The following is a 21,121-nucleotide window of genomic DNA, read 5'->3' as shown; positions in this document are numbered from 1 at the left end:
ATGGCTCGGAATTTTTGATTTTGTTAAGGAGAAAACCGTGTTAAAAAAATTATTCGCACCCACAGATATGACGCTGGGTGCACCCTGGAAATGTATAGTAATGTTCACACTGCCAATGCTGATAGGAAATATCGCACAGCAGCTTTACAGTACAGTTGACAGCATTGTTGTCGGAAAGTACATCGGTGACGGAGCTCTGGCGGCGGTAGGAAGCGCAATGCCTATCGTAAATCTTCTGCTTGTTTTGTTTATCGGCATTTCGGTAGGTTCAAATATAATGGTATCCCAGTATTACGGTGCACGTAACCGCGAGGCGCTTTCCTATGCCATAGGCAACAGCCTTACCGTAACGGCGGTATGCAGTATTGCGCTTATGGTTGCGGCAACACCCTTTATACGTCCCGTGCTGGTGATGCTGAATACTCCCGACACCATTATTGACGGCTGTGCGGATTATCTCACCATTTCGGTTATCGGTATTGCGGGCATGGCATATTATAATATTCTCAGCAGTATTATACGCGGTCTGGGCGATTCCATTTCGGCACTGGTATACCTTTTGGTTGCAACTGTTATAAACATTGTGCTGGATATTTACTTTGTTGCTTCCCTGCAAATGGGTATTGCGGGTGTTGCGTTGGCAACCATCATTGCACAGCTTGTATCCTCTGTGCTGTGTCTTGTGAAGCTTTCCAAAATGAGAGAATATTTCGATTTCGGCTGGAAGTATATGCTTCCCAAGTCGGATTCCGTAAAAACAATTATCCGCCTGGGTCTGCCCTCGGGACTCACTCAGGCAATATTCGCCTCCGCCATGATAGTTGTGCAATCGCTCACCAACCGCTTCGGCGACCAGTTTATTGCCGCAAACGTTGTTGTAATGCGTGTGGATGGCTTCGCAATGATGCCCAACTTCTCCTTCGGCACCGCCCTTACCACCTACGCAGGTCAGAACGTGGGCGCAGGTCAGTACGACCGTGTTACCAAGGGTGCAAGACAGGGAACGCTTATGGCGGTGGGTTGTTCTGCCGTTATAACGGCTGTCATACTGCTGTTCGGAAAGCCGCTTATGGGTCTTTTCACCGATACCGCCGAGCTTGTCGGTTTGAGCTATAACCTTATGAAGATACTTGCGGTGGGATATATTGCCATGGCAGTGACACAAAGCCTTTCGGGTATTATGCGCGGTGCGGGCGATGCCATGACACCTATGTGGATTTCGCTTATTACCACCGTTGCGTTGCGTGTTCCCGTGGCATACGGAATTTCCTGGCTGACACGCACTCCTGAGCTTCCCTACGGTATAAAGGAATGTATTCAGATATCCTTGCTCGTTTCCTGGGTGATGGGTGCAGTGCTTACCGCAATGTTCTACGCAGGCGGCAAGTGGAAAACCAAGGCAATAAATACAGGTAAATAAAGGAGAATTACCATGGCAGACGAAATTGATATGACAAGTGCAATGTCGGTATACAATACTATATGCACAACTCTCGACAATATGGGCCTTACCTATAAAAAGCATGAAGAAAAGCTGGTTATTACCCTGGGGCATCAGGGCGAGGACATGGTGCATGATATTCTGATAATTGTAAACGCAAAACAGCAGGCAATAACCATGCTGGAGCATCTGCCGTTCAGGATAGACGATGAAAAGGTAGTTGATATGTGCATTGCAATTTGCTGTATCAACAAGGGGCTTATCAGCGGCGGCTTTACCTACGGGTTGGGCAATGAAGTGGATTATGAAATAACTCAGTTCTGCAACGACGTGGAGATAAGCGAGGGCTTTGTGGAGCGTATGATTATGACGCTGGTTATGACAGTGGAGGAATACGACGATAAATTAATGGCGCTCAATAAGGGCTATATCAAGGCAACCGATTTTCTGGATGAAGAATAATGTAAAAAGCACTTCGTGAGAAGTGCTTTTTTTACGGTGATATTCAGCCTTGACAAGTGTTACCTTACAGCACCAGACTGGGCGCGGCATATACTCTTGCGCTTAATTCCTGGTTGAGCATATAAAGGCTTTTGGGGTCAGATCCAAACAGCTCCATTTTGGAAATAAGGTTGTTGGCATTGGTTTCTTCCTCACCCTGTTCCTTTACAAACCAATCAAGGAACTGCATGGTTCTGAAATCCTTTGCCTCATAAGCCGCCGCGTAAATGTCGTTGATGAGAGAGGTTACATAAAGCTCGTGAGTAAGACTTGCCTGCAAGGCATCCATGTCCTTTTCGATTTTGATGTCCGGCTTTGCAATGGTTTCAAGAGTAATTTTCTGGTTGTTGTTCTGAAGATACTGATAGAACAGCATTGCGTGATCTTTTTCCTCCTGTGCCTGCACCATGTACCAGTTTGCAAAGCCGTCAAGATTTCTGTCGGAAAAGTAGTTGGATATTTCAAGATAGAGATATGCGGAATAGAATTCTTTGTTTATCTGTTGGTTTAAAAGCTCATGAACTTTGGGATTAAGCATGGTTTATTCCTCCTGCGGATTTTTTATTTGTTATATATATTATAATAGATTTTTATGAAAAAAACTGTGATTTAGTCACATTTGATTTAATGAAACGTTTATTTCTTCGGCATACCGCACGGTTTCCATGGCATCTTTGGCATATTTGTCCGCTCCGATGGCATGGGCGTACTCTTTTGTCAAAACCGCACCGCCTACGACTATCTTGCACCACGGCGCTTTTTGACGGAGAAGCTTTATGGTTTCCTCCATGGCGGGAACAGTGGTAGTCATAAGTGCACTCAGACCCGCAATGGGCGCGTTAAGACGTATGACCTCCTGAACTATCGCTTCGGGGTCTACGTCTTTTCCCAGGTCCGTTACCTCAAAGCCGTAGTTTTCGAGAAGAAGCTTGACAATGTTTTTTCCGATGTCATGAATATCGCCCTTGACGGTGGCAATTACGAAACGGCATTTTGGGGATGCGTTACTGCCCGACATGGCATTTTTCACTACCTCAAATGCGGATTTTGCCGCTTCTGCACTCATGAGAAGCTGAGGGAGATATACCGTTTTGTTTTCAAACCCCACACCCACACGGTTCAGGGCGGGGATAATTTCGTTTTGTACTATGTCGGTGGGGTTTACCTCGGTTATAAGCTGTTTTGTGAGATTTGCGGCTCTTTCGCCAAGCCCGTTTATGACCGCATCCTGAAGCTGTGAGGAGCCAGAAACGCTTTCGGAGACAGTTGTATTCTTTTCGGAGACGGCTGTCATTTTGGGAAGAAGCGAGGCAAAGGCAATATAATCACTGCAGTTTTCGTCCATGCCCGACAAAGCGCGGTAGGAATAATACACCTTCATCATTTCATCGGAGTAGGGATTCATTATGGCGGCGTTAAGCCCCTTTTGCAGTGCCAACGCAAAAAATGTGCTTGTTACGGCTTCTCTCACGGGCAGACCGAAGGACACATTGGAAACACCCAGAGAGGTGTTACAGCCCAGCTCGTTGTGTATCAGCTCTACTGCACGCAGTGTTTCAAGCGCCGCAGTGCTGTCCGCACTGACGGTAAGCGCCAATGGATCAAAAACTATATCCTTTTTGTCAATTCCGTACTCACGCGCGGCATCAAGTATCTTTTTTGCAATTTCAAGACGACCTTCGGCTGTTGGGGGTATCCCGTTTTCGTCCAGCGTAAGAGCAACCACAACACCGCCGTATTTTCTGGCAAGCGGGAACACGGCATTTATACTTTCCTTTTTGCCGTTGACGGAATTTATCATGGCTTTTCCGTTGTACCGGCGCAGTGCACATTGCATGGCAAGGGTGTCGGAGGTGTCAATCTGCAACGGCAGGTCGGTTACTGCCTGAAGTCCGCTCACCGCCTTAGTCAGCATTCTAACCTCGTCCGTTTCGGGCAATCCCACATTGACGTCCAGTATATGAACTCCCTTTTTGTGCTGATTTACGCCCTCGCCCAGAATGTAGTCCATATCCCCGCGTTTAAGAGCCTCTTTTAACAGCTTTTTGCCGGTAGGGTTGATTCTTTCGCCTATGAGAACAGGCCGGTTTCCGAATCTTACCGCGTGGGTGTACGAGCTGACACGGGTGAATTCTTTCGGTACGATTTTTACAGGGGTAATTCCGCGGCAGGCATCTACGGTTTTTCTGATATATTCGGGTGTTGTTCCGCAACAGCCGCCCACAATCCGTATACCCTTTTTTACAAGAGCGCTGACGCTTTTTGCAAAATCATCTGCCGTTACATCATACACCGTTTTTCCGCAGCAGGTGCAGGGAAGCCCCGCGTTGGGCTTCAAAAGTACGGGAATACTTGCGTTTAAAAGGTATTCCTCAGCTACTCCTGCCAGCGCATCGGGTCCCAGAGAGCAATTTGCACCTATGGCATCAGCTCCCATGCCCTCCAGCATTGCTGTCATTGCTTCGGCGCAGGCGCCCGTCATCAATTTGCCGTTTTCGCTGTAAGCGTTGGATACAAAAACGGGCAGAGTGCTGTTTTCCTTAGCCGCCAGAAGCGCCGCCTTGGTTTCATAGCTGTCATTCATGGTTTCAATAAAGATAAGGTCTGCGCCGTATTTTACACCCAGCCTTACGGTTTGCGCAAAAACGTTTACCGCTTCCTCAAAGTCAAGGTCGCCGTAGGGCGCCAGCATACGTCCTGTCGGACCTATGTCCAGTGCTGCCCACTTTTGCTGTGCCGATGCGCTCAGAGAAGCGGCATCACGTGCGTTCTGCAGTGCGGAGCTGATAATTTCTTCAAGCTCGTCGGCTGAAAATTTCAAAATATTTGCGCCAAAGGTATTGGCGTTGACAACATTGCTTCCCGCATCAAAGTATTCGCGGTGAATGTCTCTTATGATTTCGGGACGGGTGATGTTCCACCGCTCGGGAAGCTCACCCGGCATAAGTCCCTTCTGTTGCAGAAGCGTACCCATACCGCCGTCCAGAAACAGTATATTATCTTTTATAAAATCAGTTATTTTCATTCTGTTCTCCTGCAATCCCCACGATTGCCGTAACCGACTTTGATGGGGACATCGACATGCTTTGGTTGAGTGTCAGCCCGATTTTTCTTGAACAATCCAGCGCACTGAAAATATCCTTTTGAGCCGTCAGCTCAAAATCGCCGTAGCCGGGGCTGAATCTCGTTTTTAACCTTAACCCCGCGGAAGCTTTTTCTTTATTTATTTGCTCACACAGTGCGTCGCACAGGCTCTCAATGCGTTCGGCGCCTACTGCCTGCATAATAAGCGCGCGGGAGGGTGAGACGGCAGAATAACGCGAAATCAATCTGTCCGCTTCAATGCCTATTGTTGCTCCGAAAACCAGTACACTGACGCAGTTTTCAAGATACCTTGCCACCGACACGGACCTTGTTTTTGCAAAGCCCAAATCCACCGTATCCCCGTCATATCTGATTGGAAATTCCCGTCGGCAGGTGCGGTAGGTCACAAGCGGAAGCATTTCGGCAATACATTCATCCACCGACCTTTGTATGTCCGCGTTGTCTGACGTTATACCCGCGTAGCGCAGTATTTCTTTTTTATTTATCGGCGGTTGTTCAAAAACCTGTGTGATAACCGTATCTGCCATGCCTGCCTCCTTATGATTTTTGCATGTTAAATTATACAACATTATGAAAAATATTTCAAGAGTGTTTTTATTTTGAAAAAAATTTATACGATATAACAAAAATATTGACACAGAGGTAAAATATGTGATATAATTGTCCTACCAAAATGTACTTGGGATTTAGTGATATGTACAAAAAATTATTGTATGCTGTTCTTAAATGTACAGCGGTACTTGTTGTTTTGTGGACAGTGTTCTTCGGGATTATGTCACTTACGGCATTACTGCCGTATGAGTGGATAAAGCCCAATATGCAGAAATCGGCATTGATGTATAAGGATGCTGACATGTTTTACAGCCTTGACGGCACGGGAGGCGGTGTTATACATAACTATGCCGACGCGGTACTGCTGGGAGTAATTGAGGGCTTTGACGGTTCAAAACCTTTTTATTCGGCGACAGACTGTGCGTATTACCGTGGTGAACAGATAACGCCCGGACAGGCGCTTTACGAATCGTTTGAAAATGACCCGGATGCATCTTACGCAAGGTATTGGCACGGTATGGCATCGGTTGTCAAGCCTCTTATGATTTTTACCGATGTTCTCGGTATTAAAGCACTTTTCGGCATAGCGCTGGGGGCTGTGTGTATTGTGTATTTTGCACTTTTGCTGAGAAAGAGGTATTACGCACTTGCCGTAATGAGCGCAATTTCATTTGCTTTGTGCCGTGTGTGGATGGCGGCTTTGTGCATTGAGTATTTTTCCTGTTTTATGCTGATGTTTGTTTTTTCATCGGTTGTTATACATGGAAAAAATATGCCAAGCACAGCGATGCTGTTTACTGTTTTCGGCGCATTGACCTGCTTTTTTGATTTTCTGACTTGTGAAACGGTGACACTTTGTCTGCCGCTTATCTGTCTTTTGCACAGCGAAAATAAAAATTTGAAAAAATCCTTTTACACCCTTTTGAAGTGCTGTGTCGGTTGGCTTTCGGGCTATTCCCTCACATTTTTTGCAAAGTGGGTTATTGCGGGTATGGTTACGGGTCGGAGCATTTCGGATATTGCGCTTAATCAGGGCGTTTACCGCATGGCAGGGGATTTTTCGGGAGAAGTGTTTCAGCCCGCGGCGGCTCTGGCGGTTAATCTTAATATGATGTTCCCCTTCAGCCTTTTCAAAACACCTGCGGGAATATGGCTTACACTGGCGCTTACGGTTTTTGTGCTTTTCTGTGTGTGGTACGTTTTCAGAAACGAAAAGGCAGAGTCGGGGCTTATGTACGTGATGCTTGCTGTTGCTCTTATACCCGTTGTGAGAATTCTGGTTGTCAACAACCATTCGGCACTGCATCCTTTTATGACCTATCGTGCACTTTTTAACTCTATTGTGGCGGTCGGTACGGGAATGTGGAGCTGTACACGCGGCAACTTTGTGAAAATATTCAAAAAAAGGAAAATATGATGGAACTTACCGTTCTGATGCCATGTCTTAATGAGCATGAAACGTTGGCATTTTGTATCGGGGAGGCAAAGAGCTTTCTCGAAAAAAGCGGTACGGCGGGCGAAATACTTGTGGCGGACAACGGCAGTACCGACGGCTCGGATAAAATCGCCCTTGAACACGGTGCCCGGGTGGTCTGCATTGAAAAACGAGGCTACGGTGAGGCGCTCAGGGGCGGAATCAAAGAGGCAAGGGGCAAATATGTTATTATGGCGGACTGCGACGGAAGCTATGACTTTTCGGCTCTTTTGCCCTATCTTGAGGCATTGAGAAGCGGTGCCGTGCTGGCAGTGGGCGACAGATATGCCTACGGCTTTGAAAGAAGCGCATCCCCGTTTGCCCACCGCGCTTTGGGTGTTCCCTTTCTGTCTTTTATGGGACGGCTGGCTCAAAGAAAATATAAACCTCCCAAAGAGAGCCTTGTGCACGATTTTCACTGCGGGCTCAGAGGTGTTGAAAGGCAAAGCTTTTCAGAGCTTGAAACCTCGGCAAGCGGTATGGAATTTGCCAGCGAAATGATACTTGCGGTGACACGGGCAAGGCTCAAAATCGTTCAGCTTCCCGCGGGACTTCGCAGAGACCGGCGCATAACGGCAAAGCCCCATCTTAAAGCCGTTCCGGACGGCATAAGACACATAAAGCTGATACTCAAATATATTTTTGACTAACAGTAAATCAAAAATCCGAAAGGAGAAAAAATAATGAAAAAAAGAATTACATCCTTGGTTTGTCTCATCCTTTGCGTAATAATGGTGCTGGGAACGCTTCCCGTAAGCGCCGCCACCCTTACCTATCAGGCTAGTCCGGTGCAGGGAGGCAGTGTGTCCAATGAAGAGGAAGAGATTGATGACTATGCTATATATGAGCCTGTGCAGGGCTCCAAGGCAACCGCAAAGGACGGATATACATTTGACGGCTGGTACAGGGACGATGATTTTTTGACCGATACCGCTGAATTTAAACCCGAACCTGAGCAGTATCAGCCGGACCCCTATTCCAGCGGACATTATTTGTGGGTGACTGCGCTTTATGAAGCCAGATTTTCCCCCATCAGCTACACTGTTAAGTTTGACGCCAACGGCGGAGAGGGCACAATGGCAGATATGTCATTCACCTACGATGAAGAGCAGAATCTGACCGACAACAGCTTCACCCGAGATGGCTACACCTTTGCAGGCTGGGCAACTGAGACTGACGGACAGACTGTATATACCGACGGACAAGAGGTCGTAAACCTTACCTCCGACGACGACGGTACCGTTACGCTTTACGCGGTATGGAATGAAAAAACCGCAGTTACCGTAACCTACACCGCAGGTGAAAACGGAGCTGTTGACACGGCGAGCGAGGCACTTAATCCCGACACGGGGGTTGCAAACGGTTCAACCGCATCAGCCAATGAGGGCTACAAGTTTGTAAACTGGACTGCCGACGGACAGGAGGTAAGTACGGATAAAGCTTTTGTTCCCCAAAAGCCTGCGGACGGCTGGGCGGAAATCACCTATACCGCAAACTTCGCTCCCATCAGCTACACTGTTAAGTTTGATGCCAACGGCGGAGAGGGCACAATGGCAGATATGTCATTCACCTACGATGTGAAGCAGAATCTGACCGACAACAGCTTCACCCGAGATGGCTACACCTTTGCAGGCTGGGCTACCGAGGTTGACGGACAGACTGTATATACCGACGGACAAGAGGTCGTAAACCTTACCTCCGACGACGACGGTACCGTTACACTGTATGCGGTATGGAGCGAAGTGCAGACCGCAACCGTTACATTCAGAATAATACACGGTAAGTGGGCGGACGGCACACGCGAGGATAAGACGGTTACGGTTTATCTTACCCAAGGCAAGGGCACACTTGGCATTGACAATGTTCCCGTTGATATGAGAGCGGATAACGGTTATACCGTAGCAGAGGGCTGGGACAAGGCGCCCGAATATGAAGAAAACCTCATAACGGACGATGTTACTTATACCTATACCTTCCGCAAGCCCATAAAGATTGTGCTTACCGATGGCGGAGAGCCTGTAAATGACAGAAACCTTCTCAAGAAAACCGAACACGTAAAATATATCAACGGTTATCATGACTCAACGCTGCGTCCCGACAGCGATATGACCCGCGCCGAAGCGTCTCAGATGTTCTACAATCTTTTGAAGGAATCCGAAAAGGTTGAGATTTCCAAAAGCTTCGAGGACGTTACCGAGGATATGTGGCACTATACCGCAGTTGGAGTACTCAGCTCACTGGGCATCATAAACGGATATGACGATAACAAATTTATGCCCGACCGGGCTATAACACGCGGTGAATTCATCGCGGCGGCAGTTCGTTTTATGGATGGCTCGCCGTCAGGTAAGAACACCTTTGACGATATAAGCGAGGACGACTGGTACTACGAATATATTGTAGGCGCGGCAAATCTGGGATGGATTGACGGTTACCCCGACGGCACATTCCGTCCGGAGGACACCATTACACGTGCCGAGGCGGTTGTGGTTATCAACCGCATGCTGGAAAGAAGCCCCGATAAGCATTTTATCGACCGCTATGAATCCAAGCTTGTTACTTTTGATGACGTTACACGTGACCACTGGGCATATTATCAGATAATGGAAGCCATCAATTACCACAAATACAGCATGATTAAAGGCGAAGAAAAGTGGACCGCATTTAATTAAGAATTTCGGTAAATACGGCATGTGAACAAAAAGCTGTAAAACTCATTTGAGTTTTACAGCTTTTTTCATGTCTGTGACAGCCGTCGCACAAATTCTGTGATTTCATTGCCTACCGAGGCGACTTCCGCCTCAAATTCCTTGGCGCTCATACGTAAAACACCCGAATGTATGGCGGAGAATTGAACCTGCTTGTCTCCCGTGATAACGCGGATGGTGTAATCGGGTCCCAGCTTGTGCATCATTTTTTCTATGAAGGTGTCTGCCGTTTCGTCGGGTTTTGTGTATACAACGCGGTAGTTGTCCTTTATAAAATCCGAACCCGCACCCTCTTTTACAAGGTAGGCATCAAATACCAGTGTCAGTTCTACCTTGGTGTAAGCCACATAATTTGAAAGAATGTCCATCAGAGCATCACGCGCGTCCTCAAGACTGTAATCGGCAATTTCCTTCAGTCTTTCCCAGGAATAGATAAGATTGTAGCCGTCCACTATCAGAGAACGCTTGTACATATCGGTGTTTTTGGGACTCGGACGGCGTTTGGTGTTTCCTGCCGAAACTGTTCGGGGCGGGCTGTAACGCTTTCTTTGCATAGGACCGAAGGTGCGCAGCATTATGGCTTCCACTTCTTCCACGCTTAACTCGTATTTTTTGGCAAGCTTTGAAACCTTGGGGATGATGTCGTCTGCGGTGTCCTCGCCCTTTTCCTTGACCTCAAGATGCTTGTAGTTATCCACCTCGTTCCAGGGAACGATAAAGCCTGCACCGTGAGCGCAGAACACCGAATGAGGTGTGTTTTCCAAATCAGCCTCGGGATCGTAGCCGCAGGCGGAGATTATTTCGTCGGCATTGTGGCAGGGAGCATATCCGTCGGGCGTACAGCTCAGTGTGCCTGTACCGCGTGTGTAGGAAATGACCTCACGGGTGTAATCGTGAAGTGCCAAAACGGGCGCTCTGCCGCATATAATGCTTGCCTCATTGGTGGAGGAGGTTATTTCAAATTCCGCGTTACGCGCCTGTAAATCCGCCATTGCGCGTCCCACGCAGGCAGACGGAACCTCCAGTCTGAATTTGTAATACGGCTCCAACAGCACACAGCCTGCTTTCATAAGCCCGTGACGCACGGCACGCAGTGTCGCCTGCCGAAAATCACCGCCCTCGGTGTGCTTCTGGTGGGCTTTGCCCGCAACCAGAGTTATTTTAGTATCGGTAAGCGTTGCGCCTGTAAGAGTGCCGATATGATTTTTTTCGTAAAGATGGGAAAGAATCAGTCTTTGCCAGTTGGTGTCAAGTGAGTTTTCCGGTATATCGATGTCGAAAATAAGCCCCGAGCCCTCGGGAAGCGGCTCCATGGCAAGCTGTACCTCGGCATAATGCCTGAGAGGCTCGAAATGCCCTACCCCTACGGTTTTTGAAGCAATTTTTTCCTTATACAGTATCTTGCCTGTGTCCAACTCGCATTGTATGCCGAGACGTTCAAAAATCATGCGCCTGATAAGGTCTATCTGCACCTCGCCCATAAGGCGGGCCTCAATCTGCCCCAGAGCATCGTTGCGGTAAAGGTGCAAAGACGGCTCTTCTTCCTCAAGCTCCTTTAATTTCGGGAAGTACGCCACAGGGTCACAGCCCTCGGGGAGCTTTATTCTGAAAGACAAAACAGGCTCCAAAACGGGCTTTGCGGTATCGGTTTCTTCACCCAGACCCTGACCTGTGTAGGTCTGGGAAAGCCCCGTGACTGCACATATTTCGCCTGCAAAAACGCTGTCTGTCTGAGTGAATTTTTCACCAGAATAAAGGCGTATCTGACCTATTTTTTCGCTTATTTTTTCGCCGTTTTTGCTGATGTAATGTATTTCGTCGCGCGCCGACAGACTTCCGCTTGTAATTTTCATCCAGGTGAAGCGCAATGTGCCGTCGCGGGAGATTTTGTATATTTTAGCGCCCATTGAGCCGTCATTGTATACGGGGGAAAGAGTGTATTTTTCAAGCGCCGATATCAAAAACTCCACACCCTCGGTTTTAAGCGCCGAGCCGTAAAGGCAGGGGAACAGCTTTCTTGCGCTGATGAGAGAGGCGATGTCCCCGTCCTCAATGGGAATGTCACTTGAAAAGCTCTCCAGAAAATCCTCGTTTGTCATGGCGAGCTTTTCGTCCAGCTGATTTTTTGTGTCCTCACTGTAAAAGGCGGTGCATAAGGGTGAGAGATTTTTTGAAAGCTCGCTTTGAAGCTCGTCTCTGAATTTTGTGGCTATGTCGGTCTTGTTGACAAAAATAAAAACGGGTACCTGATAGAACTCCAATAACTGCCACAGCGTACGGGTATGGTTCTGCACACCGTCAGATGCGCTGATAACCAGTATGGCATAATCCAGAAGCGCAAGAGTGCGCTCCGTTTCGGCGCTGAAATCCACATGTCCCGGTGTGTCCAGCAATATAAAGTCACAATTATCCGTACCGAAGCGCGCCTGCTTTGAAAAAATGGTTATTCCCCGCTCGCGCTCAACGGGATTTATATCAAGATAGGTATTTTTGTGGTCAACACGCCCGAGAGTTCGTATTTTGCCCGAAAGGTACAACAGCGCTTCCGAAAGCGTGGTTTTTCCCGCATCCACGTGAGCAAGTATGCCGATGGTTATTTTCTTTTTCATGCGCTGTCTCCTTTCATAGTCATAGTATAACAGAACTTTATTAATTGTTCAAATTAAAAATGTAAAGATTTGTTTTGGGGATTATTTTAATAAAATGTAAATATGTTGATTCAGCTATTGACTTTTTTCAGGAATGGAATATAATTATTGTGTAAATATGAAACCGTTGATTGAGAGTAGTAAGCTTTTTTCAGTGTTTCACAGAGAGCCGCAGATGGTGGGATTGCGGTAATGCGGGAAAGCCCAATGGACTCATGAGGGTCGACCGAGCCGTTTGGTTAGGAAGAACGCGGGCTGCGCGTTACAGCGGACAGTGTATGTTTGTACATGAAAAAGTCAATTTAGGTGGCACAGCAGAGTTATCTGTCCTATTTTACGGGACAGGTTTTTTTATTTTATCTGAATATTTATCACGAAAGGAATATATACCATGAATAAGACTTATAAGGATTTTGAGAATTATCTTAAGGAATTTCCCGACAAAAACGGTCGCTTCGGCGAGTACGGCGGACAGTATCTGCCCCCCGAATTAATGCCTGCCTTCAAGGAAATCGACGAAGCGTATGAAACTATCTGCCGTTCGGCACAGTTTATCAGCGAGCTTCGCCGTATCAGAAAGGAATTTCAGGGACGTCCCACTCCCGTTTACCATTGCGAAAGACTTTCAAGAAAGCTGGGCAAGTGCCAGATATACTTAAAGCGCGAGGACCTCAACCACACAGGTGCTCATAAGCTCAATCACTGCATGGGTGAAGGTCTGCTTGCCAAATTTATGGGCAAGAAAAAGCTTATTGCCGAAACAGGTGCAGGTCAGCACGGCGTAGCCCTTGCTACTGCGGCGGCATATTTCGGTCTTGAATGTGATATTTACATGGGTGAGGTTGACATTGCAAAGCAGGCTCCCAACGTAACCCGTATGAAAATGCTGGGCGCACGCGTTGTGCCCGTAACTCACGGTCTTAAGACCCTCAAGGAAGCTGTTGACGCGGCATTTGACGCATATCTTAACGAATATAAGGATGCTATCTACTGCATCGGCTCGGTTCTCGGCCCTCATCCTTTCCCCAAAATGGTGCGCGATTTCCAAATGGTAGTGGGCGACGAGGCAAGAGCACAGTTCTTGGAAATGACCGGTATACTTCCCGACGCAGTGTGTGCGGCGGTAGGCGGCGGCTCCAACTCCATGGGTATGTTCCCCGCATTCCTTGCAGACCCTGTTGATATTTACGGCGTTGAGCCTCTGGGACGCGGACCGTCTGTTGGCGACCATGCCGCTTCCATCACCTACGGCAAAAAGGGTATTCTCCACGGCTTTGAAAGCTATCTCCTGCAGGACGAAAACGGCGAGCCTCTGCCTGTTTATTCCATCGCCAGCGGTCTTGACTACCCCTCTGTCGGACCGGAGCATGCATATCTGCACGACACAGGCCGTGTAAAATACGTCACCGTGTCGGACGACGAGGCTATGGAGGCATTCTTCCTGCTGTGCCGTAATGAGGGTATTATCCCCGCTATCGAAAGCTCTCACGCTCTGGCATTTGCACTTCGCTATGCGCGCGAGAATAACACGGGCTCTATCCTTGTAAACCTTTCGGGACGCGGAGATAAGGACATTGACTATGTTATGGAGACCTACGGCTTCGGCGAAAAATTCAAACTTGACTGATAAATTCAATCTTGCTTTTGCGTAAGCGGAAGCGTTGGTATATGGTGAAAACAGCATGAAAAAGCAAAAGCTTTTTCATGCTGTTTTTGTTTGGCAGAGGTTTTATGATTTGCTGATTTTTATATATTTTTTTCAAAAATATGTTGACACAGAAGCCTTGATTTGTTATAATTAACATACAATAAAATTAAAGGAGAACGCTATGAAGAGAATCACCGTAATATTGGCACTTATCATGCTTTTTGTTGTCAGCGCTTGTGCGGCGGATTACATTGTTTGGGATTTTTCCAATCCCGATGATGTTGCAAAATGGGCACCGTCCAAGACAACAAATGTTGAAGTCACCGAAAAAGGCGCTGTAATTACAGGCTCCGGCGATGACATCAACCTTACTTTTGTCCCCGCTGAGGGCGAAACCATCAATCTTGAGGACTACGCAATTCTTGCAGTAGGCTACCGCGATTTTACCACCGGCGGCAGAATGCAGTTCTACCACTGGACAGAGGGTTGTACCGGCAATCCCCGTGCAGAGGATACTGTTCGCTCCTCCTATATCGGAACCTTCAAATTCGATATGAAAAATGCCGCACCCGGCACCGCAAAGTGGAACGGTAAGGTTACCAAGTTACGTCTTGACCCCTGCCGTGCATCTGACGAAAGAAGCCACACCATCGAGTACGTGGGCCTTTTCAAGGATGCGGTAACTTACGCCGCTTATTCCTCCGGTGCAATGGAAGAGGTACCATCCGAGATTCTTCCCGGCCAGCCTGCCAAGATATTTAATCTGAGCAAAAAGAATGCCGCATTTGGCATGAGCGGAACAAACTGCGTTATTGAATACACGGACGATTATGGCATTGTGACCTCTTTCGGCGGACCCGAAGAGGGCGGAAAGAATGTGGGCGACCCCTACGTTACGCTTGTTAACCAGCATCTTGATGCACAGAAGTACCCCTGGATAAAGTTCCGTGTACGCAACCTTTCGGACGCTACACAGTTTGAAATGCACTTTGCATCCACCGCTACCGGTGACAAGATAACAGGCTCATCCTGCACACATTTCCCTATCAGCTCAAAGGATGAGGACTTTGTTGAGTATATTTTCAATATCAAGGATGCAAACCTTGCTTCACAGGGCATAAATCCCGACGAATCGCAGAGCACTTCCGTTTGGAGTGGCACTATAAGTCAGCTTCGCTTTGACTGTATGTGGAAGGCTGAACCCTCGGGTCAGATGGCTACCGGAAGCCAGATGTACGTTGACTATATCGCGTTCTTTGCTTCCGAAGAGGATGCAAAAAACTACGTTCCCACCGAGGATACCAAGGTGGAAAAGCCCCGCATCAACTCCGGTAAGGCTAACCCCGTGTGGATATTTGACAGCGAAGAAGCCATAGAAAGCTTTGAAAGCGGCGGTATGAATGTATCGCTTGAAGCGGGTGTTATGGTTGTTAACCCCACCTCTCACGACCCCATGATGACCTTCACTCTCACCGAAGATGAGTATTTCAACTGTCTTGAATTTCCGTACTTTGCTTACCGTCACAAGACGACCTCCACCGTTACACGAGGCGGTTTGTTCTTTACAACCTCCGATCTTCCCACTCTCAGCGATGCTTCTTACAGCCCCTTTGATTTCCCTGCAAAGGGTCAGTGGGAAAATACCATCACCGATCTGAGCGACACCTCCAAGTACAAGGGCAACTGGGTAGGCACCTGTAATCTGTTCCGCCTTGACCCCATTAACGGAACGGACACCAATGCCTCCATATATATAAGCCGTATGGGCTTTTTCCGTACATTGAGCGAGGCTTACGAATTCCTCAGCTCCGACACCTCTGATTTCGACTACACCAAGGGCGCAGAATTCTCTGCAAAAATGCAGACCTCCATCGCTCCCCCAGGTGCTCTCAGCGCAAACTACAACAGAAACGACTATCTCCTCACCTCCACCACTCCCGTAGGCGAGGGTACCGACCCCGTTGTTATACGCACAAATTCGGACGGCACTCAGGAAATAGTTGCCATGTCCTACACCAACGGCTACGGCTACACCACCTTTGTGGCAAATAAGCCTGCAACCTATACTCTGGGCTACAACACCAAGCAGTATTCCGACATCGCAGGTCACTGGGGCGAACAGTATATTAACTTCGTTTCCAACAGAACTCTGTTCGGCGGAACCTCTCCCACCGAGTTCAGCCCCGAGGACACCATGACCAGAGGTATGTTCATTACCGTTCTGGGACGTATGCACGGCGTTGACACCGCAAAATACGACGGCAACACAGGCTACGGCGATATTCCCGCAACCGAATATTATGCACCCTATATTCAGTGGGCTAAGGAATTCGGACTTATGGCTCCTCTTTCCGAGGTGACCTTCGGTGCGGAAGATCCCATTGACCGTGCTACCATGTCTGTGGTTATAGCAAACTACTGTAACACCTTTGACTTCAATATGCAGGGCTACGAAGACGAAATGACCTTCACCGACCTTGCAGATTGCGATAGCGTAACGATTGAGGCTATCAAGTCCATGCAAATGCTGGGCATTCTCAACGGTAAGGGCGAGGGCAGATTTGACCCCAAGGGTCTTTCCACCCGTGCAGAGGTTGCCACTGTTATGCAGAGAGTTATTAAAACTGCTCTGGGCGTTAATATGGCTTCCACTACCTATGCCCCCGAGTATTTCCAGAGAGAAAGAATACGCATAGGCGCATGGGGCTTCATGTCTCCCTTCGGTACTCCCGAGGGTATGAAGCTTCTGCGCGATCTGGGCGTTGACACCATTATTTCGGGTAACGCTTCCTCCGGCTCCAAGAGCAGAGATTATGTTTTCAATTACGCCGATAAGTACGGTATAGAGGTATTTGCCCAGGACGTTCCGTTTACATCTCAGGTACTGGAAAATAACTACAACTACCGCGATCATGTATCTTCTTACGGCGACCATCCCTCCTTCAGCGGTCATAACCTGGTGGACGAGCCCGGTACAGACAGCTTCGGCTGGATGGGTGATGTTGCGGATATCTACATGAAACAGCTGCCCGGTAAGATTCCCTTTGTAAATCTGCTTCCTATGTATGCTAATGCAGCTCAGCTCAAGCTGGGAGCAAATGCCGCGGCAATTGAGTACTACGATGCTGACCCCGAGCTGTACAGAAAGTACTGCCAGGCATGGTTTGAAAACTTCAATGTAGATTATATCTGTACAGATATTTACCCCCTCAACGGTCATAACGGTAAAGAAAATATCGCATCCTGGAGCACCTATAACGACTACTGCGAATCCATTAACCAGATTGCTACCGTTGCCCGTGAAAATGATGCCGAGTTCTGGTGCTGTATCCAGACATGGGGCTGGACACGCGGTAAGCGTAATCCCACCGAGGCAGAATACCGCTGGCAGAGCTATGCAATGCTGTCCTACGGCTGTACAGGTATCCTGCTGTGGTCTCTTAAGAGCTCCAATGAAACCGATTTCCCCTCCGTTCTGAATACTACAACCCTTAAGCCTACTCAGCCCTTGTACGACGACTGTGCAACCGTAATGTGGGAGCTGAGAAAGCTTTCCGACACCTACATTCAGTATAAGAACCTGGGCGCATTCACTCTCAACTGCACCTCCGCTACTCCATGGCTGAAGATGAGCGGTGAATATGAAAACTTCGGCATTCTTTCCGAAACCGTTTCCGACGAGCCTCTGCTTATCGGATGCTTTGAAAAGAAAGAGGGCACCGGCTACGCATTCACCGTTGTGAATATGACCGATATCAAGGAGCAAAAGCCCGCAACCCTTAAGTTCAAGACCGCTCAGCCTCTCACCGTAACCCTTTACGATGAAGCTGTTCCCACCGTTCTCACTGCGGACGCGAACGGATATTACACAATAAGTCTTGAAACCACCGACGGTGTATTCGTTACAGTGGGTTAAAATAACCGCAAATACTTTGTTGCCTGCGGGATGTCGCCCCCATTGGCGCCGCGTCTTGCGGCATTTTAACCTTATTGATTTAAGACACAACCTCACAACATAACAAATTGAGTTTATAAAAAAGGGACTGTCTCATTAAACATACTATCGTATAAATGTGCAAAAATGCAGGGGTCGATGCCTGCATCGACCCCAAATCGGGCTGATGCTTGCATCAGCCCCTACATTTTTCAATTTCTATACATTAATTTGTTTAATGAGACAGTCCTATTGCGTTTTATATCATTTTATTACAGCTCGTCGCCTGTAAAATAATACTCGTCATCGCCGTAGTAAACATCATCGTAGTAGTATTCATCATCGTAGTAGTATTCATCATCGTAGTAGTATTCATCCTCATAAACGTAGTCGGGTTGGGGCTGAGGCTGAATGTTCATTGCGAAAGTGCCTATTCTGCCGATAAGAGCATATGCTTCATCGGCTGTGAGGGCGAGAAGCTCCTTGTATTCGGTGGGGGATTCAACGGTAATACCGCTTTCATAGCCCACGGTTATGCCCACCTCTGCTGTTTCTCCGTCAGCCAGGATGGAATCAACGGTGAAAGCAAAGGACTTGTCGGTGACGTCATATGTACCGTTTATGATTACGTTTTCATCTGCTTCATATCCGTCAGGCACCGCAATACTCAATTTGTATGTGCCTTTTGCATCGTCGAGAACAAGAGACATGCTTGTATCGACCTTTTCGCCCGACGATTCGGTTGCAATATTATAATTCCAGGTCTTGATGCCGTTTTGTTCAACATAGGTTATTTTTCCGCTTAAGGGGATTGTTTCGCCGTCGGCAGTGATGGTGCCGTTAAACTCGAAGCCGTCTGTCATAATAACAGCAAGGTCGTATGCCATTTGCTGACCCTGTATAGCGGCTTGATACTGCATGTCCATCTTTACAAGCTTGGAGGTATCTTTGCTGATATAGTATTTTATGTTGGCATCTGCGGTCATATCGCCCATGGATTGCTGTATGGCAGTTTGTATTTCCTGCATAACCAGGTCATAGCTTTCGGCTATGTTCACACCGCTCTGCTCACTGAGAGCTTTGGGGACAGCCGCGTTTATAAGCTCGAAATACGCACCTGCATTGTTCATAATCCAGTCGGTGTAAATCTCCATGATTTCGCTGTATGTATCGGAGGTAAGCGCCGTGGTGGAGGTTATAACGGGAACGGTTGCGCCGTTTATTTCAACGGTCTCTTCAACGGCAGGGGTGTAGACGGGCTTTACTTTTTCCTGCATTGCAAAAGTCATATCGCCAAAAGAGGAAACTGCTTCGGAGGTGTTCTTCCAGGCGGTCTGCAGACCTGAGATGTATTCATCGTTTATGCCGTACTGCTCACATAAAGCATTAAGAGTGTCGGCGGGCATGCCCAGGGATTTCAAAAGCTCGGAATTTTCCAGCTTTTCAATAAATGTACTAAACTCCTCAAATTTAACGGCATAAGCACCGCCAAGGATACTGTCGGAAGAAAGTACCAGCATATCGCCGTCTATGTAAAGGCGGGCATCGGCATTCAGCGCTTCCGAACTGAGGGCAAAATCCAAATCAAATCTGCCGTTTTTGGAGTCGCCGGCTGTGGAAAGGTTAAAGGTTGGCATTGTTGTGTCGCCTGTGAGTGCGGCGGCATCAACACCTATTATCAGCTTGCCCGACTCGGGAGTTTTTGTAAGCGATTTGTTAAGGTTGCTTATGGAAGTGTTGCTGAGACCGATAACCGAATAATCGATGGAGTTTTCAAGTATTTTATCGGGCTGTTTGTCGAATGCTTCTGTGGTAAGCCCACCGTTTGCGGTACAGCCGAAAAGCATGGCGGTGCAAAGAATGAAAGTCAGAACTAAAAATAATGTTTTTTTCATAATATCCTCCTGAAAAATAATACACTTTCGTGTAACAACAGTTTATCATATAAAGCGAAAAAAGTCAATATTAATTGCGCATTGCGAATTGGTTGAGCATTATCTGAACCTTGCCCCGCCGGTAAATTCAGAAATTACAAGGTATGCCGCCAGAATTATGAGCCATACAAAGACGATGGTAATTATGCGTTTTTTGCGTGTTTCCGCCGTTTTTTGCTGAAGCTCGGCGCGCTCTATTGCCTCGCGGTCGCGACGTTCCTTTTCCTCGCGCTCTTTCTCGTTGTAGCTGTAATGTGAGATTGCCTGCGCCCGTATTTCGCCCGCCCGCTGTTTTTTTGCAGTGTCGGAGTTTTCATATTCGTCGGCAACCTTTTCCAGATTTTCGACCGTCAGATTGGAGAACTGCCAGTCGCGCTCGCGCTTGCACACCGCACAATTCCCCTCATCGATGGGGTTCTTGGCTCCGCAGCAGCACACCCAGGTCAGCTCGTCCTTTGTGGGTATGACGCGGGCGGGATAGCGCTCCTCCAGCGATGCGTATATGTTTATGTCGTTATATGCCGATACCTTCTGCTTGTTGAGAGTGGAGAATGAATCGTAGTTGCTTTTAGAAACAGCATTAAAGCTTTGACGTGTGCCGTCTGTAAATACGACCTCCGTGATGCCTACCTCCATGCGCTTGAAGTAGCTGTCGGTAAGCTCAATGAAGTAATCATTACCGAAAAGTACGTTTTTTTCTGCGGTTTTCAGATGCTTTTCAGGCTTCACGTCCGCTACAAACGCCTCGGGCGGAACTACCCCCAGATCCAAGAAGAGTGTGGGCTTTGAAACGGGTACGTTGCCGCGCTCGTTGTAAAAGAAAAGCTGTATTCCTACGCCGGATACGGGTTTATCTCCTACGTTGAGAAGCTCCAGTGAAAGATAAATTTTGTGATTTTCAATATCGCTGACCGTCTTTCCCCGCAACACCTGAACCGGACAGCCCTCTATAACAAAGTTGTAATCCAACTCATCGATTATTTTGAAATATACCTTTTTCTTGCCTGATAGAATTGTTGGCATTAAAATAAAACCTCCTTGTGTTTTCTGTTATAGCCGAAAAGAGCCGAACTCATGTCGGTTTCGAGGACGATTTTCGCCCCTTTCGGCGTTATTTTTTCTTGTAATATGTACATATAACTGCGCAAAAATGCCTTGAAAGAAACAAAAATCGTT

13 protein-coding genes are annotated in these 21,121 nt (G+C 47.6%); 7 read left to right on the top strand and 6 right to left on the bottom strand.

The annotated features are described in order from the left end of the window. The first annotated feature begins 67 nt into the window (after positions 1-67). Together E7588_09370 and E7588_09365 are read left to right on the top strand one after the other, a co-directional pair. Complete coding sequence (locus tag E7588_09370; GenBank protein MBE6689460.1) at positions 68-1,420, top strand: MATE family efflux transporter; 1,353 nt, start codon at positions 68-70, stop codon at positions 1,418-1,420. A gap of 12 nt (positions 1,421-1,432) precedes the next feature. Beyond that, positions 1,433-1,903: a hypothetical protein gene (locus E7588_09365; GenBank protein ID MBE6689459.1), complete on the top strand. Its 471-nt coding sequence runs from the start codon at positions 1,433-1,435 to the stop codon at positions 1,901-1,903. 64 nt (positions 1,904-1,967) lie between these two features. Here E7588_09365 and E7588_09360 read toward each other — a convergent pair whose 3' ends face one another. The 3 genes from E7588_09360 to E7588_09350 form a co-directional block, all read right to left on the bottom strand. Then, positions 1,968-2,480, bottom strand: coding sequence for a ferritin (locus E7588_09360; protein ID MBE6689458.1), 513 nt, complete (start codon positions 2,478-2,480; stop codon positions 1,968-1,970). A gap of 75 nt (positions 2,481-2,555) precedes the next feature. After that, positions 2,556-4,967: a homocysteine methyltransferase gene (locus E7588_09355; GenBank protein ID MBE6689457.1), complete on the bottom strand. Its 2,412-nt coding sequence runs from the start codon at positions 4,965-4,967 to the stop codon at positions 2,556-2,558. Further along, positions 4,954-5,616, bottom strand: coding sequence for a Vitamin B12 dependent methionine synthase activation subunit (locus tag E7588_09350; GenBank protein MBE6689456.1), 663 nt, complete (start codon positions 5,614-5,616; stop codon positions 4,954-4,956). The genes E7588_09355 and E7588_09350 overlap by 14 nt, the downstream gene beginning before the upstream one ends. A 125-nt stretch (positions 5,617-5,741) precedes the next feature. Between E7588_09350 and E7588_09345 the strand changes: the two genes are divergently transcribed. The 3 genes from E7588_09345 to E7588_09335 are packed head-to-tail and all read left to right on the top strand — an operon-like array spanning position 5,742 to position 9,745. Beyond that, the gene (locus E7588_09345; protein ID MBE6689455.1) at positions 5,742-7,016 is read left to right on the top strand and encodes a hypothetical protein; all 1,275 of its coding nucleotides are present in this window, start codon (positions 5,742-5,744) and stop codon (positions 7,014-7,016) included. Continuing rightward, positions 7,013-7,723: a glycosyltransferase family 2 protein gene (locus E7588_09340; protein ID MBE6689454.1), complete on the top strand. Its 711-nt coding sequence runs from the start codon at positions 7,013-7,015 to the stop codon at positions 7,721-7,723. The genes E7588_09345 and E7588_09340 overlap by 4 nt, the downstream gene beginning before the upstream one ends. Positions 7,724-7,756: 33 nt before the next feature. Further along, a complete protein-coding gene (locus tag E7588_09335; protein ID MBE6689453.1) occupies positions 7,757-9,745 on the top strand; it encodes a hypothetical protein in 1,989 nt (662 codons plus the stop codon). Between the two features lie 65 nt (positions 9,746-9,810). Here the strand turns inward: E7588_09335 and E7588_09330 are convergent, their stop codons facing one another. Further along, positions 9,811-12,390, bottom strand: a complete 2,580-nt coding sequence (locus tag E7588_09330) for a GTP-binding protein (protein ID MBE6689452.1) — start codon at positions 12,388-12,390, stop codon at positions 9,811-9,813. A 430-nt stretch (positions 12,391-12,820) separates the two neighbouring features. On the opposite strand from E7588_09330, the gene trpB reads away from it, so the two are divergent. Together trpB and E7588_09320 are read left to right on the top strand one after the other, a co-directional pair. After that, positions 12,821-14,056: a tryptophan synthase subunit beta gene (gene trpB / locus E7588_09325; protein MBE6689451.1), complete on the top strand. Its 1,236-nt coding sequence runs from the start codon at positions 12,821-12,823 to the stop codon at positions 14,054-14,056. A 202-nt stretch (positions 14,057-14,258) separates the two neighbouring features. Then, positions 14,259-17,993 carry an S-layer homology domain-containing protein gene (locus E7588_09320; protein MBE6689450.1) on the top strand — a complete coding sequence of 1,245 codons (3,735 nt, stop codon included), beginning with the start codon at positions 14,259-14,261 and terminating at the stop codon, positions 17,991-17,993. Positions 17,994-18,283: 290 nt separating this feature from the next. Here E7588_09320 and E7588_09315 read toward each other — a convergent pair whose 3' ends face one another. After that, positions 18,284-19,906, bottom strand: coding sequence for a hypothetical protein (locus E7588_09315; protein ID MBE6689449.1), 1,623 nt, complete (start codon positions 19,904-19,906; stop codon positions 18,284-18,286). 99 nt (positions 19,907-20,005) lie between these two features. Then, on the bottom strand, positions 20,006-20,968 hold the full coding sequence (locus E7588_09310) for a hypothetical protein (protein ID MBE6689448.1): 963 nt from the start codon (positions 20,966-20,968) through the stop codon (positions 20,006-20,008). Positions 20,969-21,121: the final 153 nt, after the last annotated feature.

This window comes from Oscillospiraceae bacterium, assembly GCA_015065085.1.
Classification (GTDB): domain Bacteria; phylum Bacillota; class Clostridia; order Oscillospirales; family SIG627; genus SIG627.
The sequence above is the reverse complement of the archived record's forward strand: the minus strand, read 5'-3'. Positions and strand labels throughout refer to the sequence as shown.